The following is a 22,865-nucleotide window of genomic DNA, read 5'->3' as shown; positions in this document are numbered from 1 at the left end:
AAGGGCAAACGCACGTGGTTCGATCTCATTTCCACGTGCATTCGCCCTTGATCGACGGACTTCGCCTTGATCGACGGACTTCGCCTTGATCGACGGCGACGAGCCGCGCGCGGCGGCCAAGCGCCGTACGCGCCAACCGCTCTCTCTCCGCCGATCAAGGGCAAACGCACGTGGTTCGATCTCTTTTCCGCGTGCGTTTGCCCTTGATCGACGGACTTCGCCTTGATCGGCGGCGACGAGCCGCGCGCGGCGGCCAGGCGCCGTACGGGTTGATGGGCTTTATGAGATCTTGCGCCCACCAAGCCGTGATGGGCCGGATCTTGGATGACCAGCGTCGCCTTTAGCGACGCTCCGGCGCCAGGATTCGGGCGCTCCACCGACCGCACGACGCCACTCGCCCGCGTTCCACAGGCAGCCAGCATGGTCGTGGGTTCTTGAACGTTTCTTGCCGCCAGGGCGGCAGGAACGTTCAAGATTCCGCTCCGCACGGGGAGAAAGCTGACGAATCGACGGGCGGCCTTGCCGCCGACGCCCACCGCGGTGACCCCGCGCCGCGGGCGGACAGCGCACGGCACGGCGGCGGTCCGCGATCAAGGAGATCTGCATCGATCAAGGGCAAACGCACGTGGAAAAGAGATCGAACCACGTGCGTTTGCCCTTGATCGACGAGAGAGGACGGCGGAGCGCGGAGCGGACGCCGCGCGGAGCGGACGCCGCGCGGAGCGGACGCCGCGGGGATGGGCGGCCCGGGGATGGGCGGCCCGGGGATGGGCGGCCCGGGGATGGGCGGCCCGGGGATGGGCGGCCCGGGGATGGGCGGCCCGGGGATGGGCGGCCCGGGGATGGGCGGCCCGGGCCCTTTCGGGGAGGGGCTAGTGGGCGGGTGGGGACCAGGCTAGTTGGATCAGGCGGGCGCCGTGGCGCCTCGTGAAGAGCCAGGCACGGCCGGGAGGCAGGAGCTGGGGGCGCATGTTGCCGAACAGGGCACCCTCTTCGCGCGGGCCGGACATCATGATGCCGGGTGAGGCCAGCTCGCGGATGCGGCTGATCACCGGGTCGAACATGGCTCGGCCGGCGCCGCCGATCCGGCGCGTCAGCACCAGGTGGAGTCCGATGTCGCGGGCCTGCGGCAGGTATTCGAGCAGCGGCGTCAGTGGGTTGACGGTCGAGCCGGCCACCAGGTCGTAGTCGTCGACCAAGAGATACAGCTCGGGGCCCTTCCACCAGCTGCGGTTGCGGAGCTGGTCGGGGGTGACGTCTGGGCCGGGCAGGCGTTCGCGCATCACCGTGGTGACCTGCTTGATCAGGTCGATGGTCGCCTGGTTCGACGTGCCGGTGCCGATCAGGTGTGAGGCGTCGACGGCGCCGAGCAGGCTGCGCCGGAAGTCGACCGTGATGATCCGGGCCTGGCTCGGGTCGTAGCCGGTCGTGATCATCTTGGCGATGCTGCGCAGGAACGAGCTCTTGCCGCTCTCGATGTCGCCGAAGAGCAGCACGTGCGGCTCGGCGTCGAAGTCGAGGTGCACCGGCATCAGGTCGGCCTCGGCGATGCCGATCGGCAGGCGGCCGCCCTGCGGCGCGGGCAGCACCTCGAAGGGCAGCTCCGGCGGCAGTAGCCGGACGGCCGGCGCGGGCTGGCCGGTCCAGTACTCCTGCGAGAGCTTGACGAACTCGGCCACCGCGTCACCGAGGTCGTCGACGCGCTGCTCACCGTCGAGCCGCGGGATGCCGGCGAGGAAGTGGTGCCCGTCCTGTGTGAGGCCGCGTCCGGGGGTCTGCTCGGGCACGTTGACGGCGGCGCGGCGGTTGATGAGCGAGTCGGCGGGCTCACCGAGCCGCAGCTCGATCTTGGTGTTGAACATGTCGCGGATCGCGGCCCGCACGTCCATCCACCGGTTGGTGCCCGCCAGGATGTGGATCCCGTATCCGAGCCCCCGGTTGGCGATCTCGTTGATGACCGGTTCGAGGTCTTCGAACTCGGCGCGCAGCGTCGCCCAGCCGTCGACGACGAGGAACACGTCGCCGAACGGGTCTTCACCGAACCGGCCCTGCATCTTGGCCCGGCGGTACGCGACGATGCCTTCCACGCCGTGCGTGGAGAACATCGCCTCGCGGGCCTGCATCAGCCCGTGTACCTCGGCGATCGTGCGGCGCACCTTGTCGACGTCGCGCCGGCTGGCCACGCCGCCCACGTGCGGCAGCCCGGCCATCGCGGATAGCCCGCCGCCGCCGAAGTCGAGGCAGTAGAACTGCACCTCGCGTGGCGTGTGCCGGAGCGTAAGGCTGCCAACGAGGGTGCGCAGGAAGTTGCTCTTACCGCTCTGCGGCCCACCGACGACCATCAGGTTGCCCGCGCTGCCGGACAGGTCGAGCCACATCGGCTCGCGCAGCTGCTCGTACGGCTTGTCGATGACGCCGACCAGCCCATGCAGCGCGCGGTCGGGGCTGAGCGCCTGCGTGGTGAGGCCCCGGTCGCTGGACTGCACGATCGGCGCGAGCATCTGGCCGAGGGTGGGCGGCTCGCCGAGCGGCGGCAGCCAGACCTGGTGCGCCGGCGGGCCTTGGCCCTCCATGCGCTCGACCAGCACGTCGAGCAGCGTCTCGCCGACCGCGGACTCTTCCTGCTCGGTCTCCTGCTGCTCGGCTGCCGGCTTGTCGTCGCGGGGCGGCGCCACGTAGTACGTGGTGAAGTCGCGCACCGGGTCGACCGGGCGGCCACCGACGGTGGGCTGGTAGCCGTCTTGCCGGACCACGCCGGAGACGTACGCCGCGCGGAAGCGGATCAGCCCCTCGGTGCCGGTACGCAGGTATCCGTGGCCAGGCGCGCGGGGCAGCTCGTACGCGTCGGGCACGCCCAGCACCGCGCGGCTGTCCATCGAGGAGAAGGTTCGCAGGCCGACCCGGTACGACAGGTGTGTCTCCAGGCCACGCAGCCGGCCCTCTTCGAGCCGCTGCGAGGCGAGCAGCAGGTGGATCGCCAGCGACCGGCCCAACCGACCGATCTTCACGAACATGTCGATGAAGTCAGGCCGGGCCGTCAGCAGCTCGCTGAACTCGTCGACGATCACCAGCAGGCTCGGCAGCGGCGCCAGCGGCACACCGGCCGCCCGGGCCCGCTCGTAGTCGCGCTGCGAGGCGTAGTTGCCGGCGCGGCGTAGCAGTTCCTGCCGCCGGGTCATCTCGCCCTCGATGGCGCCGAGCATGCGGTCTACAAGGGACAGTTCCTCGGAGAGGTTGGTGATGACCGCGCTGGTGTGCGGCAGCCGGTCGAGAGCCGTGAACGTCGCGCCGCCCTTGAAGTCGACCAGCACGAAGTTGAGGATCTCGGAGCTGTGCGTGACGGCGAGCGCCAGCACCAGCGTGCGCAGCAGCTCGGACTTGCCGGAACCGGTGGCGCCGACCAGCAGGCCGTGAGGGCCCATGCCGTCCTGCGCGGACTCCTTGAGGTCGAGCTCGATCGGGCGCCCGTCGGGGCCCACGCCGATCGGCACGCGCAGCCGGTCGCGGTTGGGCCGGCTCGCCCACGTGCGGGCCAGGTCGAAGTCGCGCGGCGACCCGAGGTCGAGCAGTTCGGACAGGCCGAGGTCGATGGTGGCCACCGAGGACTGATCGGCGGCGTACGACGTGGCCGACAGCCGCAGCGGCGCCATCTCGCGCGACAGCACCTCGGCCTCACCGGGGGTCAGGGCGTCGGCCTTGCCCACCTGGGTCGAACCGTCCATCGTGGTGCCCGAGATCGTGCCGTCGTCGGCGACGTCGAGCACCACGGACGTGTCATCGAGCAGGCGGGGCGGCGGGTTCGACAGGTCGAGGATGGTGACGCCCGCGACGCCGCCGTCGGTCATGAGGTGGTCGGAGCCCACCGTGGAGCCGCCGTCGATGACCACCACCACGTGGTGACCGGGCACGCCACTGCTCGTCGGGTCGAAGCGCGGGCGGTTGGCCAGTACGTCGTCGAGCATGGCCTCCAGCGCCGTGACCGACGGCGCGAAGAGCCGGATCGGGCCGACGGCGTCGATCTTCGCGGGGTGCTGGGCGTGCGGCAGCCACTTGGCCCACTCCCAGTGCGGCCGCTGGGTGTCTGGCACGCAGAGGCCGATCAGCACGTCGTCGGGCGCGTGGAATGTCGCCATCTGAGCGAGCAGCGCCCGCACCAGGTCGCGGACCGGCCCTTCCGGGCCTCGCAGGTAGACGTGCGAGAAGTCGCGCAGCGCGATCGCGACCGGCAGGTCCGGGACGATCGAGTACGTGGAGACGAACTTGCGCAGTGCCATGGCGCACAGCGGCTCCAGCTCGTCGACCGGGCGGGTCTGCGGCGGTATCAGCGGGGTGGCGACCTGCTGGGCGCCCAACCCGATCCGCACGACGCTGAAGTCAGGGTCGCTGCGCCGTCGCTCCCAGAGCCTGCCGCCGCTGGCCGTCGACCACAGCGCCTCGGGGTCGGGGTGTCGATAGTGGATCGCTTCGCGCTGCTGGCGGATCGTGGTGCGGATCTGGGCTCGCATCTGGGCGAGGCGACGCATGTACTGCCGGCGGGCCTCGATCATTTCCTTTTTGCCCGGACCCGACTGATTCATCATCATCATCCCCATCATCCCGAGGATGGAGATGCCGAACATGCCGCCGGCCACGTACGTCAGCGGGCCGCTGCCGCCCCGCTGACCGGCCATCATGAGACCCATCGCCGCGCCACCCGCCGCCATCGGCAGGATCATCAGCATCCGGGTCCACGCCTTGCCGCCGGGCGGCGGGATCTCCGGTGGCGGCTCCAGGACGACCTCGCCGGTCGGCAACGGAGGCGCGATGCGACGCGGCGGACGCTTGACGATCACCGATGTCAAGGCTTACCTCCCCGTACGCGACCAGACCCGGCGCGGCCAATCCTATAGACCGCGTACGACGTCCCGGTTGGCGCAGGGTACGCCAGTATCGACATGCTAGGTTGGGCGCTGCTGACGCAGGGGCGGGGAGGTGACCAGCGTGACAGCCCCCGGCGGCCTCTCTCTGGCCAGGGTAACGGTTGCGGCACCGAAGCGGCGTATGGACGTCGCGTTGCCGGACAACCTTCTCGTCGCTGAGCTCCTGCCTCACTTGTTGCGGCACGCCGGCGACGACCTCGGCGACGACGGGGAACGGCACGGCGGCTGGGTGCTGCGCCGCGCCACCGGCGCCGTACTCGAGCCCACCCGCAACCTCTCCGTGCAGGGCGTACGCGATGGCGAGCTGCTGCACCTCGCACCGCGCCGTGACGACTGGCCCGAGCTGGCGTACGACGATGTGGTCGAGGTCATCGCCAGCGGTGCCCGACGGGCCGGCCGATCCTGGGGCAGCGCGGCCACCCGCCGCGGTGGACTCGCGGTCACCAGCGTGGTCCTCGCCCTCGGGCTCGTAGTACTCCTTATCTCTGGACCGCCGTGGCCGCTGCCCGCGGCGGTCGGTCTGGGCCTTGCCACCGTCCTGGCCGTGGTCGGCATCCTGCTGTCCCGCGCGTTCGGCGACGCGGCCGCGGGCGCCGTGGTGGCAGCCTCCGGCCTGCCCTACGCGTTCGCGGGCGGCGCGCTGCTCGCGGCGCCCGGCGACACCGGGATCACCCGGCTCGGCGCGTCCAGCCTGTTGCTCGGGTCGGCGGCGCTGCTGGTGTTCAGCGTGATCGGATACACCGGTGTCGCGGCGATCCAACGCCTCTTCATGGCCGGCATCGCGAGCAGCGTCATCGGCCTGCTGGCCTCGCTGCTCTGCCTGATGGGTATGAAGCCCGGCGGCGCCGCCGCGGTGGCGCTGACCGCGGTGATCGGCCTGTTGCCGAGCTACCCGCTGATCGCGAGCTGGATCGGCCGCCTGCCAGTGCCGGAGCTGCCCGAACGCGCCGAAGACATCCTCGAGGACAGGCCGGTGCCGAAGCGCTCCGACGTCTTCGCGGCGGTGGCGCGGTCGACCGAGTTGCTGTCCGGCATGTTGCTGTCGGCGGCCATCTGCGGCGCGCTGGCGACCATGTTCCTCGTGGGCGTCGAGGGTTCGGTCTCGGCAGACCTGCTGGCGTTCGCCGCGGCAGCCGCGCTGCTGCTGCGGGCCCGCCTCTTCGCGCTGCCGCAACAGCGGGTGCCGCTGCTCGTCTCCGGAGTCGCCGGCCTGGCGCTGCTGCTGCTCGGATACGTGCTGGAGGCCGACAGTGGCGGCGGGCGCCTGATCCTGCTGCTGGTGGTGCTCCTGGCCGCGGCCGCGGTGCTGGCCGCCGGGCTCGTCTACAGCCGGCGCAGCCCTTCGCCGTACCTGGGCCGGGCGGCCGACATCTTCGACGTGCTCGCCATCATGGCGCTGGTCCCGCTGGCCTGCGCGGTCGCCGGGCTCTTCGGCGAGATCCAGGGGCTGTTCGGGTCGATCGGCGGGTGATCACATGGCTACACGGCGCGACCAGCTCCACTCGTACCAGTTCCTGACGCAGCGGGTCATCTCCGCGTTCGTCATGCGTGAGACCGATCCCGCGCAGTCGCCACTGCGGCGGGGCATCGGCGCGGTGTTCGGCGGTGTGATGATCGCCGTCCTCGTCGCGGCCGGGTTCGGCATCTACGGCATCCTCACGAAGGCCAGCACCGACAGGTGGAAGGCCGACGGCTCGGTCGTCATCGAAAAGGAGACCGGCGCCAGCTTCGTGTACTTCGACCAGACGCTGTACCCGACGCTCAACTACGCGTCCGCGCTGCTGGCCGCCGGTAAGCCGGGCGCGAAGGTGCACCGGGTGTCCAGCAAGAAGCTGAGCGAGGCCCCACGCGGCAACACGGTCGGCATCGCCGGCGCGCCGAACTCGCTGCCGTCCCTCAAGCAGCGCGTCGGCCTGCCGTGGACGGTGTGCACCATCCCGGGCACCAACGAATCCGGCCAGGCGATAAGCACCGTCGCCGTCGCGGTCGCCGCGCCGGCACGCGGCGGCACCGCCCTGACCGACGACGCCGTTCTGGTACGCGACGGGCGGCTCAGCACGCGGTACCTGATCTGGCACGGCCGGCGCTACCAGATCCGCGACCACGACAACGTCGTACCCGCGCTGTTCGGCTCCGTGACCCCCGTGCCGGTCGGCACCGCCTGGGTCAACTCGCTGCCCGCCGGCGCCGACATCTCCCCGATCAACATCTCGGACCGGGGTGCCGCGTCACCCGCCGTGCCCGGCCGGAAAATCGGTGACGTGCTGAGCACCGAGAGTGGCTCGGGCACCAGCTACTTCGTGGTCTTCGCGGACGGGCTCGCCGAGATCACCCCGCTCCAGCGCGACATCCTGCGCGTACAGTCGTCCGCCGACCCGATCAACATCGGCCTCACCGAGGCGCAGGAAGCACCGCGCAGTGGCCGGCTGCGCCCGACGTCCGGTGACGCCGCGCCCCCACTGTCCACACCGGAGCTGGTCCGCCCCGCCGGCAACGACCCGATCTGCTCGGTCACGACCGACGCGGCGGGCGCGCCGTCGGTTCGCGTCGGCGCGACCGTCGAAAAGCTCGCGACCGCGGTCCCGACCACCTCCAGTTCCGAAGACGCGGTCACGCTCGCCGACGCGGTGCTGGTGCCGGCCGGAAAGGTGGCGGTGGTGCGGGCGATGGGCTCGCCGAACGCCAGCGCCGGCCCGTATTACGTCATCACCGACCTGGGCATCAAGTTCCCGGTGCCGAGCGGCGCGGTCCTCGACACGCTGGGATACCCGGCCATCCAGGCGGTCGGCGTGCCAGCGGCCCTGGTAAGCCGCATCCCAACGGGCCCCACATTGGACCCGGCGGCGGCTCTCCAACCCGCGCGCACCACCCCCTAGCGCGCGCATCACCCGCCGCCCGTCCAGGGCGCCCCGCGCTTCTCCCGCCGATCACCGCTTCTCCCGCCGATCAAGGGCAAACGCACGTGGTTCGATCTCAAAACCGCCTGCGTTTGCCCTTGATCGATGGACTCTTCCTTGATCGACCCCCGGCCTCGCCCAACGCAGCGTCCGCACGGGCACGACGCCGCCGCAGCGGCAAGAGGCGCGGCCCGCGCCGCAGCGACGCGGGCCGCGACCATCCGATGCCAGCGACGCAACCGCGATCAAGGAGATATTCGTCGATCAAGGCCAAACGCACACAGAAAAGAGATCAGACCACGTGCGTTTGCCCTTGATCGGCGGGAGAAGCGGTGATCGGCGGGAGAAGCGGTGATCGGCGGGAGAAGCGGTGATCGGCGCGCGGGCGCGCACTGCCACCAGCGGAGCGCGGCCGGAGCGCGGCCGGAGCGCGGGCGGAGCGCGGGCGGCGCGGCGTGGATGGGGTACGGAGTGTTACTGGGTGAAGAGTTGGAGTGGTGGGGCTGGTTCTTCGGGCTCTTCGCGGGTGGTCGGGCGTGGGGCGACCGAGGAGCGCCAGAAGCGGCGCCGGCCGCGTGGTAGGGACACGGCCACGACCAGCACGATCAGTACGGCCAGTACCGCCACGCCGCCACCGATCAGCGCGAGATCACGGCTGCGCTCCCACGCGGGCGAGCGTTCGGTGGACGAGCGGGTGAGGGCGGGCAGCTGGCCGGGGTCGCTGTCGGCGAGCCGGTCGACGACGGCGGCGTACGGGTTGACGATGCCGTGGCCGAATTTCGGGCCGCCCGCGGCCGGGATGGCGGTGCCGAACAGTTGCCGCTCGACTTCGACGGGTGCCGGGTCTCCGCGTCGGGCACGCACGAGTGCCGCGGTGGCCGCCACGAACCCGCAGGCCACGCCGGTGCCGTTGACCTCGGTCATGCCCTGGTCGCGCTGGAGGGTCACGACCTCGGCGCCCGGCGCCACGATGTCTACGTAGGAGCCGGTCTGGGAGTTGGACCACACCTCGCCGGTTTCCTGGATCGCGCCGACGCCGATCACGTCGTCGTAGTCCGCCGGGTACGGGGTGGGGTTGCCGCCGCTGGCGCTGCCGGCGTCGCCGGCGGCTGCCACGACGACGACGCCGCGGCTGATGGCGTTGGCGACCGCGCCCTGCAGGGCCGAGCTGTCCGTGTACGTGACGGCGGCGACGGCGATCACGTTGGCGCCCCGCTGGACGGCTGCGTTGATGCCTCGGGCGAGGATGGCGGGCTCGGCGACGCCGCCGCTGCCGCCGCGTTCGCCGATGACCCGGATCGGCAGGATGGTGACCCGCGGCGCGACCCCGGCGAAGCCGATCGAGCTGACCTGCCGTGCGGCGATGACGCCCGCGACCTGCGTGCCCTGGCCGAGGCAGTCGTCGTTGGCGGTGCCGCTGTTGGCAACCGCGTCGAAACCGGCGCTGACCTGGCCGGCGAGCTGGGGATGGCTGGCGTCGACGCCGGTGCTGAGGACCGCGACCGTGACGCCGCCGCCCTGGGTGAACGGCCAGGCCCGCTCGGGGCCGAGCATCTGCTGCTGCCACGGCACCGGGGTGTAGACCTGGCCGGGATCCGCGCAATTGTCCCCCGGCGCGGCCGAAGCCACGCCGGGAAGGAAGAGCGTCGCGCTCAACGTTACGAGCGCAGCCGGCAACCACCGCACGACCAATGCAATCCCCGTATGGCTAGATGTTGGTCTGGCGGATCTTCTGACCGCTGTCGTCGTCGGTGCCCTGGTATTCGGCCATGGCCAGCACGGTGTTGTCGCCGACCTTGGTCAGGCGCTCGCCGGCGGCGCTCATGTTGTCCTGCACGATGGCCCGCAGCGGCTTATCGGCGCCGTCGGGCACCTTGTTGTACGTCTCCCGGAACCCGTTGCCATAGCTGTCACCACCCCACGGCTGCTCGCCCTCGATGGTGGTGATGTCGCCGACGACGGCCCGTGCCTCGGTGCTGAAGGACTCGGCCATCGAGCGCAGGATCGCCCCGGTGCCGCCGATCTCGTTGGGATCGCCGTCGATCTTAAGATAGGTACCCATGGCCCTCCTCGTCCTTCTTCTTCAACGCCTGCGGTAGGTCGGCGTCGTGGTGCTCCAGCATCACATCGACGTCGGTCTTGCCCAACAGTCCCAGACCTTTGTCTTTGGGCATGACCTTGTCCATGATGTCGCGGGTCTTCTTGTTCGCGTCTTCGATCGCCGCCTTGACCGTCGACAGGATCGTGGCGGAGAGCGCCTTGGAGTTGGGCGTGCGGTAGATCCTCGGGTCGATCTCGAGCTCGATGAGCTGGCCTCGGGGCCCGACGACCGCCTTGATGAGCCGGTCGTCCGACCACGCCGTGCCGGTGACCTCCAACATCTGCTCGCGGGTCTGCGCGGCGTTGTCGATCGTGCGTTGTAAATCTTCGACCACGCCGCGAAGTGCCGACCACTGCGGACGCTCCATGTGCTCACCTCCCCGTTCAGCGACTTTTCAGCGCTCGGTCTCGACGGTATCAGCCGCCCCCACGCAGCAGGTCGGCGATGTTGTCGCTTACTGGCAGGTCAGGCTCGTCAAGAGAGGCGACCACTATCGGAGTGGCGGGACGCCTGCGGTCAGCCAGCTCGACCGCGTGCGCCAGCAGGCCGGGCACCCGCTCGCCGCCCAGGATGATCGCGATCGGCGATCCCGGGTTGACGGCCAGCCTGTGCTCCTGGTCCGGCCACTGCCGCAGCACCGCGACCAGGTCCATCGAGACGGTCGACACGGGGCTCGGTATGCCGTCCAGGAAGTCGTCGTACCGCTCCGGCGACGTGAACACCGCCACCACCGGTACGCCGTCGATGTCGAGCGCCTGGGTTGGCACGATGACGCGGGCGGTCACCAGCACGTCGAGCAGCACGTCGCCGGCGAGTTCGGTGAGGGCCTCGCGGATGAGGCGTTCGGTGTCGTTGGCCGGCACGAAGCCCGCCATGCCGGCCGGCTGCGGCAGCAGCGCCTTGAGGTCGCCGGGTGGTATCACCACGCCGACCGGGGTGGCCGGGTCGACCGCGACGCCCCAGCCGTCCGGGGTGCGGCGGACCAGCTCGGCGAGCGTGACCGGGTGCCAGCCGTCGGCGGGTATGACCCGGTGCAGCGCCTCGGGTGAGGTGAAGACGAGCACGTACGGCACACCGTCGCGCTCCTTCGTCACGATCCGCTGCCGCTGCGCGGAGGCAGAGCCTGAGGCGGAGCCGGCGTCGGACGGGCGGAAGCCAGGCAGGAACAGCTGGGCCGACGCCAGGATCGACATCACCTGCTGGAGGTCGCCCGCGCCGGTGGCGACCACCAGGTCGCGCTCGACGTCGTTGACCGGTTCCCAAGGCGCTACTGGCGACTCCATCAGCGAAACCCGTCCATCATCTGACCTCGAAAATGGCTGCCAGCGGGTCGCGCCCAGCCGGCGGCGCCTGCCACGGCGCTCGTTGGCGCGGCGGCAGTCCGGCGCCGACCTCGGCGTCCCGCACGTGCCTGACAAGGCCATTGTCGACCCTCTCGGCGGCGATGCGCACGAGATCGTCCGCCGGCCGCACCAGCGCGGCCAGGAAGTCGTCGATGGTGTCCGCGCAGCGGTGCAGCAGGTTCGCGCAGATGTACTCCGGATCATGCTCGTCGCGGGCGCGCGGATCGTCGTCGTCCCAGTACCAGATGGAGTCGAGGTCGCCTCCGGAGACGCGGACGGCGAGCAGCCCGCCCTGCACGTACCCGATTGGCAGGAAGTCGACGGTCAGCCGGTCGCGCGCCCACTCGACCACGTACGAGATGTCTTGCTGGCGGTCGGCTCGGGCGATGCCGAAAAGCGGCTGGTCGGCGACGAAGCCATGGTCTGGCAGCACGCCGGGCGCCACCGGTCCGGCACCGTTGGTCGCGGCGAGATAGCGCCTGTACGCCTCGGGCAGCGGCCAGCCGAGCAGCTGCTCCAGCAGGTCGAGCAGATCGTCCGGGACGGGGTCGGGCGGGTCGAGCGGCACGGACGCCGGCGACGTGCCGGTGCGCAGCCCTTTACCGGCGATCTCCAGTGTGGAGACGCCGCCGGCGTGCCGGTACGCGCCGTGCAGCTCGGCCGGCACCAGGGCGAGATGGCGGGTGCGGCCGACGTGCGCCCAGCACCAGCCGGCCGGCGTACCGACCCCTGTCCACAGTGGGTCGTCGCCGGCTCGGGCGGCCGCGAGATTTCCGGTCAGCACGTCGACGACGCGCACCTCGTCGCGGGTCAGGCCGGGCTCGGGCGGCGGCAGCTCGACCACCGCCCGCGCGCACAGCCCCCACTCGGGATAGCCGAACGGGTTGACGAGCACGCCCTCCCGGTACCGGATCTGCAGCGTCGGCGAACCCGGGTGGATGACGCTCATCGCGAAGCGCGCGCCGGGATGGGTCATGCGCCACCGCCCGCAGCCGACACCAGGCGAAGGGAGCCCGAGCGCGGCGAGGGCCAGCATTGCGAGCGCAGGCGAGCGCCGGCTAGCAGGCTCATGGCGCCAGGCGCTGGTAGGTGCCGGCGGCGACCTTGACGAGCCGCTGCACGATGTCGGGTGGCAGGCCGTCGGCGACGTTGACGCTGGCCTCCACCTCCAGCACCAGGTTGCCGTTGTAGCTGGTCAGCTTGACGTCGTCCTGGTCGCCGCTCCAGTGCGCGTCGGTGCCCGCGCCGGTGACGTCGGTGTATGGGCGCTTCGCCAGCCGGCGGCCGGTCTCGACGAACAGCCTCGCCGTCGCCTCGTCGCGCAGCACCTCGGCGTCGACCGTGAGATCGATGCCCTTTTCACCGGAGGTGCGGTGGGTGATGCACAGCCGCTCGGTGTTGACGAGCGGGTTGGCGCCTTCTTTCGGGTACAGGTCGGCGAGCGGGCTCTGGTCGGCCTTCGTGCACAGCTCGCCGGAGAGCACGTAGACCGGACCCGAGCCCGCCGACGGCGTTGCCTGCTCGGTTGGCTCGGGTGGCGGTGTCTGCTCGGCGAGGGGTTTCGGCGCGTCGCTGTCGCTTCCGCACGCCGCGCTGGTGCCGAGGAGCGCGGCGGCGAGTGCCACCACCGCGCCCCGGCGGAGAACGTCGCGCATCACGAGCCCAGGGTCGGCTTCGGTTCTGCCGACGGCGTTGCCGACCGGACCGGCGCGCCATCGAGCACGCCGCCACCGGGCGTGTCGACCTTCCAGGCCGCTTCCTGGTCGAGGACGCGACGGATCTTCTCGAACTCCTCGTCGACCGACGCCTGCGGGTCCTTGGCGACCTCACGTTTACGCGAGCCGATCTCACCCTCGTATCCGGAGATCCCGTCGTTGCGCTTGCCGCGCATGACGCCCGCGGTGGGCTCCGGCGCCTGTGGCGCACCCGGGTCGAGCCGGGCGGAGCGCCCGACGACCGGGCTGGAGGTCGGCCGCGGCGGCGGGGCCAGCGGGTTGACCGGCGAGCCGGGCGGTGCCGGGGGCAGGGTCGGGCGCGGTGGTGCCGCGTTGTCCGGCTGGCGCGCCTGCGGCCGGCCGAGTACCGGTGGGGCGGCATCAGGACGCAACGGCGTGGCGCCTCCCGGCGTACCCGGTGATCCTGGCATGCCCGGCACGTGGCGGCGCCGGTCGCCGCCGAACCTCGACGGTGGCGCCGGGGTTGTCGCACGCGGGTTGCGCAGCACCGGCGAGGCCGGCGTGCTCGGCGCGCCGCCGAACTGGTCGGTCATCCCCGGCCGGACCGGCGTGCCCGGCGTCTCGGTGGTGTTTTCCCCCGGCCCGCGCTTGCCCGGCGGGGGCGCGGCCGGCGTGCCCTGCTGCGGACCGCGGCCCTTGATGGCCGGTGGCGGCATGCTCTGGCCGGGCCGCCCGCTCCCGGGCGCCTGCGGCGGCAGGCCCTCGGAGTTGAGCCCGGAGCGCAGCACGCCCGGGCCCGTGCCTTGGCCCGGCAGGTTGTTGAGCAGATTGTTGGCGCCGGGCATGTTCGTCAGGCCGGGTCGCAACGTGTTCAGCCCGCCCTGCCCGCCGGTGAGCGCGGGCGGCAGCGCCGGTGGGATCACGACCGGTGGGAGGGCCGGCGGGGTGATCGCCGGCGGTGTGATCGCCGGCGGTGTGGCCGTGGGCGTCTCGATGTTGGGCTTCGTCAGCTGTTCCGTGCTGGGCGGCGCGATCTGCGGCGGCTTCTCCGTCAGTTCGAGCTTGTCGCCGATGTTGGGCGTTTCGATGTTGGGTTTGGTGATGTTCGGCTTGACGTTGTTGGGTGTCTGGATGTTGGGTCTGCCGATGTTCGGCACGTTGGGGGTCTTGTACCGCGCGATGAACTCCATGTTGGGCATCACCGCGTCGCTGGGTCCTTCGTAGACGGTCGCGGTGCCGCCGGTGAACTTCTCGCTCATGACGGACCAGTACTCGCGGGCCATCTTGTACTGGATGTCCTGCGCCTGGAAGTGCCACGCGCCCTGGGCCTCGCGCATGTGCGTGATGTAGTTGTCGGCGAGCGTGCTGCCTGGGGGAATGTCGTCAATGGTCTTGATGTCGTCGGTCCGGGTCTCGAAGAACCTGGAGCTCCAAGACGTCATCGAGCTCTTGTACTGCTCGTACAGGTTCTCCATCTCGGCCTGGCGGGCCACGATCGTGTCGGCGAGCGCGTTGGCGCCCTGCCAGTTGGCGAGCGCGGCCTGCTCCCAGTCGTCGATGGACTTGAGCGTGGCGCCGGGCCCGCGTGCCAGGAACGCCTTGGCACCGGCGCCGGTCCACCCGCCCGTACCGCCGTCGCCGTCGCCGCCGTCCGAGAGGTTCACCGCCGCGGTGCGCACGCGGATTCGCAGGTCGTCGAGCACCTGGTTGATCTGGTACCAGCGCTCGGCGAGCTGCCGGATCTGGACGGCATCCTGGCTCATGATGCGGTCGTAGATCTGCTCGATGCCGTCGGCGTAGAACGCGCGGGTCTCCTCGCCCGGCGTCTGTCCTCCGCCGTACTTCTTCCGGAAGTCGGGCGTGGGCTCGATGTACTCGCCACTCGTGGGCGGCGGGTAGTGCCGGATGTCTTCGCCCATGCGGGCGGCCATCCGGCGCGCCTCGGTCAGCTGCTCGTTGGTGGCGGTGCTGTAGCCGAAATACTGGTCTGTCATGCCGACACCTAAGCGACGCCGTAGTCGTGGACGGTGTGTTCCTTGCCGTCAGAGTCGAGCTTCTCGGACGCGTCGTGCACGGGCGCGTCGCCGCTGGTCTCGCGGTGGTCGTCGCGCTGCACGGTGCTCTCGCTGACCGTCGGCTCGCCATCGCCGGTCTGCGTCTCGGTGCGCACGGTCACGCTGCCGTTGGGGTTTTCCGTCGTCGTGCTCGTGGTCTGGCGCTGGTCGTCGCCCTCGCCGGTCGTGGTCGACGTGCTCCTGGTCGTCGTCTGGCCGGTGTCGTTGTAGGTGTTGCGCTCGACCTGGGTGGAGATGAGCTTGCCGTCGGCCCCGTAGATGTAGGTGGTCGTGACGGCGGTCTGCAGGCCGTTGGCCCCGTACTCGGTGGTGGAGTGGACGTGCTTCTTGGAGCCGTCGCCGAACGTGTAGATGGCGCCGTACGGGTACGACGTGACCTTGGCGAACTCGTCGTTGCCGGTGAGTGCCTGGGCGTTCATCCCGGACTCTTCGGCCATCCGCTGTTGCCACTCGTAGTACGTCTCGGTGTCGCGGAAGCCCCGCGGCCCGCTGACGTTGGGGTCGCCGAAGACGAACCCGATGTCGTTGATGTCGGCTCCGTTGGAGTTGTCGGAGTTCTCGAACATCTCGGCGATCACCGCGGCGGCGCCGCCGATGTTGCGGACGCCCTCGGTGACGTCTCTCATGAAGTAACTGAAGTCGCTCATCCGGTTTTCGAGGAACCGGGCGGCTTGCAGGCCCTCCGGGAGGGTCTGGCCGTCGCGCGGCGTGGTCAGGCCGTCGACAACCATCATCTTCATGTCGGCGCTCACGGTGTTGTACGCCCCGAACGCGTCCATGGAGAGGTTGGTCATCTCTTCCCAGTACGTGACCAGGTCGGTGACCTTGACCCGCACGTCCTCGGCGTCCGAAAACGACTCGTACTCAGTCGGCGCTGGGGTGTAGCTGCCGCCCCCGCCACCGTCGTCCTCCACCACGCTGCCTCCCCCGATCCACGTAGACCAACCGTTTTACAGAGGGTCCCGGCGAAGGACATGCCTTCGCCGGGACAGCCCCCAGTCGCCTGTCAGAAGCCGGCCGAGATTTTCTGGTCGACCTGCTGCATGCGCTCGGCGGACGCCCCCAGTGCCTGCCCGAGCCGCATGAGTGCCATCTTGATCTCCGAAGCGCCCTGGTTCCACTGCTGCTGGGCGGCGTCGCAAGCCTGACCCGCGGCACCCTGCCAGTCAGCGGCGAAGAGCGTCTTGAAGTCGTTGTACAGGTCGCCCAGCTCAACGTCCATGTTGCCCTGGTACGTACCGATGGCGGTGGCGACATCGCCGATCGCGCCGAAGTTGTAAGTGATTGGGATGTCAGTCATCTGAAGTTCGCCTCTCGACTGTCTCGACTACGGATGCGGCGCTCAGCCACGCAGCGCGCTGATCACGGCGCCATCGCCGGTATCCGCCGCGGCCTGGCGGATCGTCTGCGCGGCGTCCTCGTCCTGCACGCCGTACTCCTTCGACGCGCTGCTGATCTTGCCGGCCAGCTCGTCGAGCGCGTTGAGAATCTTCGTCAGACCATTGTTCAGGTCGCCCGAGACTGACTGGAGAGCGTTGTTGGCCGTACCGCTCATGCCCTTGCCAGCCAGGTCGTTGACCCGGTCGAGCAGCTGCGCCATCCCCGTGGCCAGATTTTCGCGAACCGTCATGCAGCGCTCAGCCATGTTGTTGAGCTGAGTCTGCGTGGCTTGCACCTGACCAAGACCTGGAGTGTCTGTCAAGGTGGAACTCACCCCGCTCCTGTAGTTGCGCCCCCCGCTCAGGGGGAGCCTCCCCTTGAGTCACATGACAAAAGCGCCATGCGCACCCGAAGGTAGCGCCATTCGTCCACTCAGGCCAGCCCGTGGCCAGGCAGATGTCGGTTTTGGCCATCAATGAGCAAACGTAACGGCGGACCGTCAGGCCCGCCGTCACCGTACGTACTACCTAATCGAGGCCTCTAGGCCTAGCCGAGTATGAGCTGGCTGCCATCCTGGTCGACATGATCGGCGTACTCGTCGTCGAGCCACACGCCGCCGGTCGCCAGGTACCGGAACCGGTATCGGCCCGGCTCCAGTTGGACGGTCACCGTGCGGGTGCCGTCCTTGCGGTGGATCAGCTCGTGCCGGCCCGGCTCCCAGTTGTTGAAGCAGCCGACGACGCTCACCGTGCCGGCGGGCGCGTCTTTGGGCAGGCTGAAGGTGATCCGTGTCTTCGTGCCGAACAATCTTGTGCGCTTGATCACTTTGCTCCCCCGGGGACATGAGACTCCACATCTGAGCTTGGCCGCGCCATCGCGGACCACCCGGAAGCGACACACCGGAAAATTAGAAGTAATTCGGGAACAAGTCGTGAGTCGGCCAGTTCGTCACCGCTCGGGACGCCGTCCACAGGGCCGGATCGATGTCGGCGTAGCTCAGCCCCGAGGGGTCGTCCCGCTGGTTGAACAGAGCCGCCCAGCTCATCCCGTGGTGCGTGCGGACCAGCAGCGAGTAGTTGCCCGGCAGGCTTCCCGTGTGCCACGTGTTCCGGCCGGTTCCGCCGGCCACCGGCCGCACGTTCCAGCCGAGGCCGTAGTACCAGCCGTTGGAGAGACCGACCTCCGGCTGGGCGAAGACGCGGCTCAGCGTCGTGCTGTCGAGCACCGCCGACGCGCCGTCGAACAGGCGTGCCCAACGCACCATGTCGACCGCCGAGGCCACCCAGCGGCCGTTGCCCCACTGGTTGCCCATGCTGAACGCGCCGTACGGTGCCGCCACCGTCGCACCCGACTCGTTCAGCACCGTGGTGCCGGTGTACTGCGACCGGTACGGCACCTCGCCGGCGTGCGGCGCGATGCTCCAGCCCAGCTTCATCCGGGTGATGCCGATCGGGCCCAGCAGGTGCTGCCGCACGTACGACGCGTACGGCATCCCGCTGACCCTCTCGATGACCTGCCCGGCCAGCAGGTAGCCGTAGTTGCTGTACGCGAACCGGCTTCCGGGATCGAAGTCGAGCGCCTTCCCCGTCGCGTACCGGGCGATGTGGTCACCGTTGATCTCCATCGGCACGCCCAGCGCCCGCGAGATCGTCCGATCCTGAAACATCGGGTCGGGCGTGATCGCCCGGTCCCAGCCGCCGGTGTGCTGCAGCAACCGCCACAGGGTCACAGCGGACAGCCGCGGGTCGGCGGTCTGCCCGTCCGGCGCAGTCAACGGCAGCAGCGACGTCACCGGGGTGCCGAGCGACAGCTTGCCGTCCTGCGCCAGCCGGGCCACGGCGGCGGCGGTGACCGACTTCGACAGGCTCGCCACGCGGAAGAGCGACGTGGGCTCCACGGTCAGGCTGGCGTCGTCGCTGTTCGTGTACCCGCGCGCCAGTACCAGCCGGCCCTGGTACGTGACCGCGAGCTGGCCGGCGGAGACGCCCCGCGCCCGCATGAAGTCCTTCATCGTGCTGTCGAAGCTCGCCAGCGCGGGCACGCTCGTGCCCGTGACCCGCCACGCTGCCGCCGCCGCGGCCCGCGCGGCGGCAGGAAAGCCCGCCACCAGACCGCCGCCGACTGCCACCGCGAGCTTCCCCAGATCCCGCCTACGCACCAAGCCTCCCCAAGATCGGAAATGATGAGACTAGCTGCGTAGGGTTATCGGTGTGGAAGCACACGTCGCGGCGTTCGCCGATCTAGACGGCGGCACCCTGTACGCGCTGCTGAAGCTGCGCGTCGACGTCTTCGTCGTCGAGCAGAAGTGCGCGTACCCGGAGCTGGACGGGCGCGACACCGAGCCGGGCACCCGCCACGTCTGGCTGGAAACGGGCGGCGCGCCCGTGGCGTACCTCCGAGTGCTGGACGAACCCGGCGGCGGCGCGCGGATCGGCCGCGTGGTGGTGGCCGCGGCGCAGCGCGGCACCGGCCTGGCAAGCCGCCTGATGGCCGCCGCCATGAAGGAGGTGGGCGACCGCGACGCCGTCTTGGACGCCCAGACGGAGGCGACGCTCCTCTACGAACGCTTCGGCTTCAAGGCAACCGGCCCGGAATTCGTGGAGGACGGCATCCCCCACATCCCAATGACCAGACATCGGGCGTAACGGTGAAGCCCGTAACCCAAGGACGGCGCCCGCCCCAACCCTCACCTCAAGGCAACGAAGAAACCAGCTCAGCCACAGACCGCCGCCGCCCAGTAAAGAACGGAACCTCTTCCCGCACATGCCGCCGCGCCCGCGACGCGCGCAAATCCCGCATCAGGTCGACGATGCGGTGCAGCTCGTCCGCCTCGAACGCCAGCATCCACTCGTAGTCGCCCAGCGCGAACGACGACACCGTGTTGGCGCGCACGTCCGGGTAGCCGCGCGCCATGCGGCCGTGCTCGGCCAGCATGTCGCGACGCTCCTCGTCGGGCAGCAGGTACCACTCGTAGGAGCGCACGAACGGGTACACGCACACGTAGGCGCGCGCCTGCTCACCGGCGAGGAACGCCGGCACGTGGCCCTTGTTGAACTCCGCCGGCCGGTGCAGCGCCATCTGCGACCACACTGGTGCCAGGTGCCTGCCGAGCGCGGTGCGGCGCAGCAGCCCGTACGCCTCTTGGAGCGCGTCGGCCGACGGCGCGTGCCACCAGATCATCAGGTCGGCGTCAGCCCGCAGCCCGGACACGTCGTATCCGCCACGCACCACCACGTCTTTCGTGCCGAGCTGCTCGAAGAGCGCCTCGACCTCGCTTACCATCGGGTCGCGGAGCACCGGCAGCGGGTCGGCGACGCGGAACACCGACCACATCGTGTACCGGATCGACGCGTTCAGCTCGCGCAGCCGGGCCGCGTTGGTCTGCTCGGTCATGCTTCCAATCCTTTCAGAACCTCGTCGGCCGCCGCCTCGCCGGACCGCACGCACGCCGGGATGCCGACGCCGTCGTAGCCGGCACCGGCCACCGCGAGGGTCGGCGGCAGCGCGGCCCGCGTCTCGGCAACCCGGTCGAGGTGCCCCGGGGTGTACTGCGGCAGCGAACCGCCCCACCGCCGCACGTGCGTGCCCACCGGAGGCGGCAGGTCGTCACCGACCAGTGTGGAGAGTTCGCGGTGCACGTGTGCCCCCAGGTCGGCGTCCGAGCGGTGCAGCAGCGGCTCCTCGCCGTACCGACCCACCGACCCACGGACGATCGCCACCCCGGCGGGGCGGGTCAGGTGCGCCCATTTCGTCGTGAAGAACGTCGCCGCCTTCATCAGGGTGCCCTCCCCCGCCGGCACCAGAAAGCCGGACAGGTCGGGCAGCCGCGCGCCGGGCAGCGCGAGCGTGACCAGCGCGACGCTCGCGTAGTCGACGATCGGCTCGGTATGCAGCAGCCGGGCCGCGTGCCGCGCGGGCACCGCGAGCACCACCGCGTCGGCGGTCACCGTCTCGGTGCCGGCGAGCAGCTCCCAGCCCTTCGCCGTCCGCCGCAGCTCGCGCACCGCCGTACCCAGCCGGATCCGCGCGCCGGCCGCCTCGGCCACCGCACGCACCAGCCGGCTCAGCCCGCCCGCGACGGTCGCGAACACCGGCGTACCCGGCGGGCGCGGCGCCGCGGCCAGCGCGGCCTTCACCGCGCCGGTCAGCGTGTGCTCGGTGCGCGCCGCGGTGGCCAGGCCGGGCATCGTCGCGGCCAGCGACAGCTCATCGGCCCGCCCGGCGTACACGCCGCCGAGCATCGGGTCGACCAGCCGGTCGACCACCTCGTCGCCCAGCCGCCGCCGCACGAACGCGCCGACGGCGACATCCTCGCCGGGCCCCAAGAGCGGGCGGCCATTGTCCGCGTCAAGGTCCGCGGCCGGCTGCGCGACCGCCTTCACGCTTTCAAGATCACTTGGTACGCCCATCAGCGTCCCGCCCGGCAGTGGCACAAGCCTCCCACCGTGTGCCAACCCCGCCCGCTGGACCGCCGGGTGCACCAGGCTGTCGCCGAGCCCCACCCGGCGCGCCAGGGCCACGGCCGCCGAGTCGCCGCCCGTGGCGTCGCGCACCAGGAACGCCTCGGCGCCCAGCTCGACCGTCGACCCCGCCACCGTGCCGGTGCGCAGCTTTCCACCCAGCCCAGGCGCCTGCTCGTACACCGTCACCGTGGTGCCGGCGGGCCCGTGCTCCCTGATCCGCAGCGCGGCCGCCAGCCCGCTGATCCCGCCACCGACGACGGCGATCTTCACGGTTGTGCCACGGTGCTGTGTACGAGGTCGACCACCCTGGCCAGCATGTCCGGATCGGTCTCGGGCAGCACGCCGTGCCCCAGGTTGAACACGTGCCCCGGCGCGGCCCTGCCCTCGGCCAGCACCCGGCGCACCTCGGTCTCGACCACCGGCCACGGCGCGAACATCAGGCACGGGTCGAGGTTGCCCTGCACGGCCTTGCCCGCCCCGATCCGCGCGGTCGCCACGTCGAGCGGGGTGCGCCAGTCGACGCCCACCACGTCGGCGCCCGCCTCGCCCATCGCGGTCAGTAGCTCGGCGGTGCCCACCCCGAAGTGGATGCGCGGCACACCTTGCAGCTTCTGGAGGACGCGTGACGAGTGCGGCAGCACGTAGCGCCGGTAGTCGGCCTCGGACAGCGCACCGGCCCACGAGTCGAACAGCTGCACCGCCGACACGCCCGCCGCGATCTGCACCCGCAGGAACTCCAGCGTGATGTCGGCCAACCGCGTGCACAGCGCGTGCCAGACGTCCGGCTGGCCGTACATCATCGCCTTGGTCTTCGCGTGCGTGCGCGACGGACCGCCCTCGACCAGGTAGCTGGCCAGCGTGAACGGCGCCCCGGCGAAGCCGATCAGCGGCGTCGCGCCCAGCTCGGCAACCAGCAGCCGCACCGCCTGGTCCACATAGGACACGTCATCGGGGGTGAGCTGGCGGATCCGGGCAACGTCGGCCTCGGTGTGCACCGGCTCGGCCACCACAGGCCCCGTGCCCGGCACGATGTCGAGGTCGACACCGGCGGCCGCCACCGGCACCACGATGTCGCTGTAGAGGATCGCGGCGTCCACCCCGTACCGGCGCACCGGCTGCAGTGTGATCTCAGCCACCAGCTCGGGGCGGCGGCACGACTCGAGCATCGGGATGCCGGCCCGCACCTTCCGGTACTCCGGCAACGAACGCCCCGCCTGTCGCATGAACCAAACCGGCGTGTGCGGGACCGGCTTGCCCAGACACGCCAGGACGAACGCGGAGTCGTGTGCAGTCGTCATCGCGCCCATCGTGCCACGCCCGCCCCCGCCGACGGCGCGGCGGCCCGCGCGGGAGCCGTACGCGGGCTTAGGCTGCGAGCATGGCGCCCACAGAACCGGAGACGTTCGCGCGCGCCGTGGCCGGGCTCAAGGCGGTGACGCCGCGCCCCGAGATCTCCCTGGAGGAGGTGGCCGCGCCGCAGCGGCTCGCGCCGTACGCGTACGCGCTCATGGGCACGGTGCTGCGCGACGACGAGGAGTACGCCACCGGGCGGCTCATCCTGCTCTACGACCCCGCCGGTCACGAGGCGTGGGCGGGCACGATGCGGCTGGTCACCTACGTGACGGCCGAGCTGGAGCCGGAGCTCGCCGCCGACCCGCTGCTACCCGCCGTGGGCTGGACGTGGCTCACCGACGCGCTGGAGGCCGAGGAGGCCACGCACACCGCCGCCGGCGGCACCGTGACCCAGACCATGTCGAGCCGGTTCGGCGACCTGGCCGGCCCGCCCCCCGCCGCCGACATCGAGATTCGCGCCTCCTGGACCCCGGTAGGCGAAGACCTGGGCGCCCACCTGCGGGCCTGGTGCGCCCTCCTGTCGTCGACGGCCGGCCTCCCGCCCCCGGGAGTAACAGCCCTACACGACCGCCGCCTAACCGCCTAACCGCCTTAACCCCGCCGCACCCACCCGCCGCCAGCCCGCGCCGCCGCGCCCGCCGCCGCGCCCGCCGCCGCG

General features: G+C 70.8%; 20 protein-coding genes. 4 read left to right on the top strand and 16 right to left on the bottom strand.

The window, feature by feature from the left end; genetic code table 11:
* Positions 1–872 precede the first annotated feature (872 nt).
* Entirely contained in the window at positions 873–4,841 is a 3,969-nt protein-coding gene (eccCa, locus tag V6V89_RS37335; RefSeq protein WP_334624384.1) for a type VII secretion protein EccCa, read from the bottom strand.
* A gap of 130 nt (positions 4,842–4,971) precedes the next feature.
* Here eccCa and eccD point away from each other — a divergent pair, with 130 nt between their 5' ends.
* A complete protein-coding gene (eccD, locus tag V6V89_RS37330) occupies positions 4,972–6,390 on the top strand; it encodes a type VII secretion integral membrane protein EccD (RefSeq protein WP_334624383.1) in 1,419 nt (472 codons plus the stop codon).
* Between the two features lie 4 nt (positions 6,391–6,394).
* Entirely contained in the window at positions 6,395–7,795 is a 1,401-nt protein-coding gene (eccB, locus tag V6V89_RS37325) for a type VII secretion protein EccB (RefSeq protein ID WP_334624382.1), read from the top strand.
* 495 nt (positions 7,796–8,290) lie between these two features.
* On the opposite strand, the gene V6V89_RS37320 is transcribed toward eccB, so the two are convergent.
* From V6V89_RS37320 to V6V89_RS37265, 12 genes are all read right to left on the bottom strand, one after another.
* The gene (locus tag V6V89_RS37320) at positions 8,291–9,472 is read right to left on the bottom strand and encodes a S8 family serine peptidase (RefSeq protein WP_334624381.1); all 1,182 of its coding nucleotides are present in this window, start codon (positions 9,470–9,472) and stop codon (positions 8,291–8,293) included.
* A gap of 52 nt (positions 9,473–9,524) precedes the next feature.
* On the bottom strand, positions 9,525–9,878 hold the full coding sequence (locus tag V6V89_RS37315; protein ID WP_334624380.1) for a hypothetical protein: 354 nt from the start codon (positions 9,876–9,878) through the stop codon (positions 9,525–9,527).
* A complete protein-coding gene (locus V6V89_RS37310) occupies positions 9,862–10,284 on the bottom strand; it encodes a YbaB/EbfC family nucleoid-associated protein (protein ID WP_334624379.1) in 423 nt (140 codons plus the stop codon). The genes V6V89_RS37315 and V6V89_RS37310 overlap by 17 nt, the downstream gene beginning before the upstream one ends.
* 49 nt (positions 10,285–10,333) lie before the next feature.
* Positions 10,334–11,200, bottom strand: a complete 867-nt coding sequence (locus V6V89_RS37305) for an SseB family protein (RefSeq protein ID WP_334624378.1) — start codon at positions 11,198–11,200, stop codon at positions 10,334–10,336.
* Between the two features lie 16 nt (positions 11,201–11,216).
* Positions 11,217–12,236: an SMI1/KNR4 family protein gene (locus V6V89_RS37300; RefSeq protein ID WP_334624376.1), complete on the bottom strand. Its 1,020-nt coding sequence runs from the start codon at positions 12,234–12,236 to the stop codon at positions 11,217–11,219.
* 91 nt (positions 12,237–12,327) lie between these two features.
* Positions 12,328–12,915: a hypothetical protein gene (locus V6V89_RS37295; protein ID WP_334624375.1), complete on the bottom strand. Its 588-nt coding sequence runs from the start codon at positions 12,913–12,915 to the stop codon at positions 12,328–12,330.
* Entirely contained in the window at positions 12,915–14,930 is a 2,016-nt protein-coding gene (locus V6V89_RS37290; RefSeq protein WP_334624374.1) for a hypothetical protein, read from the bottom strand. Before V6V89_RS37290 ends, V6V89_RS37295 begins: the two co-directional genes overlap by 1 nt.
* A gap of 8 nt (positions 14,931–14,938) precedes the next feature.
* Positions 14,939–15,928: a hypothetical protein gene (locus V6V89_RS37285; protein ID WP_334624373.1), complete on the bottom strand. Its 990-nt coding sequence runs from the start codon at positions 15,926–15,928 to the stop codon at positions 14,939–14,941.
* Between the two features lie 89 nt (positions 15,929–16,017).
* Positions 16,018–16,311 carry a WXG100 family type VII secretion target gene (locus V6V89_RS37280; protein WP_334624372.1) on the bottom strand — a complete coding sequence of 98 codons (294 nt, stop codon included), beginning with the start codon at positions 16,309–16,311 and terminating at the stop codon, positions 16,018–16,020.
* A 42-nt stretch (positions 16,312–16,353) separates the two neighbouring features.
* The gene (locus tag V6V89_RS37275) at positions 16,354–16,725 is read right to left on the bottom strand and encodes a WXG100 family type VII secretion target (RefSeq protein WP_334624371.1); all 372 of its coding nucleotides are present in this window, start codon (positions 16,723–16,725) and stop codon (positions 16,354–16,356) included.
* 212 nt (positions 16,726–16,937) lie between these two features.
* The gene (locus V6V89_RS37270; RefSeq protein ID WP_334624370.1) at positions 16,938–17,216 is read right to left on the bottom strand and encodes an isoamylase early set domain-containing protein; all 279 of its coding nucleotides are present in this window, start codon (positions 17,214–17,216) and stop codon (positions 16,938–16,940) included.
* A gap of 82 nt (positions 17,217–17,298) precedes the next feature.
* A complete protein-coding gene (locus V6V89_RS37265; RefSeq protein ID WP_334624369.1) occupies positions 17,299–18,549 on the bottom strand; it encodes a serine hydrolase domain-containing protein in 1,251 nt (416 codons plus the stop codon).
* Positions 18,550–18,595: 46 nt separating this feature from the next.
* Between V6V89_RS37265 and V6V89_RS37260 the strand changes: the two genes are divergently transcribed.
* The gene (locus V6V89_RS37260; protein ID WP_334624385.1) at positions 18,596–19,036 is read left to right on the top strand and encodes a GNAT family N-acetyltransferase; all 441 of its coding nucleotides are present in this window, start codon (positions 18,596–18,598) and stop codon (positions 19,034–19,036) included.
* 46 nt (positions 19,037–19,082) lie between these two features.
* Here the strand turns inward: V6V89_RS37260 and hemQ are convergent, their stop codons facing one another.
* From hemQ to hemE, 3 genes are read right to left on the bottom strand one after another with little or no spacing between them, the layout of a single operon-like run.
* Entirely contained in the window at positions 19,083–19,784 is a 702-nt protein-coding gene (gene hemQ / locus V6V89_RS37255) for a hydrogen peroxide-dependent heme synthase (protein WP_334624368.1), read from the bottom strand.
* Complete coding sequence (gene hemG, locus V6V89_RS37250) at positions 19,781–21,124, bottom strand: protoporphyrinogen oxidase (RefSeq protein ID WP_334624367.1); 1,344 nt, start codon at positions 21,122–21,124, stop codon at positions 19,781–19,783. The genes hemQ and hemG overlap by 4 nt, the downstream gene beginning before the upstream one ends.
* Positions 21,121–22,161, bottom strand: a complete 1,041-nt coding sequence (gene hemE / locus V6V89_RS37245) for a uroporphyrinogen decarboxylase (RefSeq protein ID WP_442935296.1) — start codon at positions 22,159–22,161, stop codon at positions 21,121–21,123. The genes hemG and hemE overlap by 4 nt, the downstream gene beginning before the upstream one ends.
* 71 nt (positions 22,162–22,232) lie before the next feature.
* Between hemE and V6V89_RS37240 the strand changes: the two genes are divergently transcribed.
* Positions 22,233–22,793: a DUF3000 domain-containing protein gene (locus V6V89_RS37240; RefSeq protein WP_334624365.1), complete on the top strand. Its 561-nt coding sequence runs from the start codon at positions 22,233–22,235 to the stop codon at positions 22,791–22,793.
* The last annotated feature ends 72 nt before the right edge of the window (positions 22,794–22,865 follow it).

Origin of the sequence: Micromonospora sp. CPCC 206061, from assembly GCF_036906915.1 — a bacterium.
Classification (GTDB): domain Bacteria; phylum Actinomycetota; class Actinomycetes; order Mycobacteriales; family Micromonosporaceae; genus Phytohabitans.
This window is presented reverse-complemented; position numbering and strand designations above follow the sequence as displayed.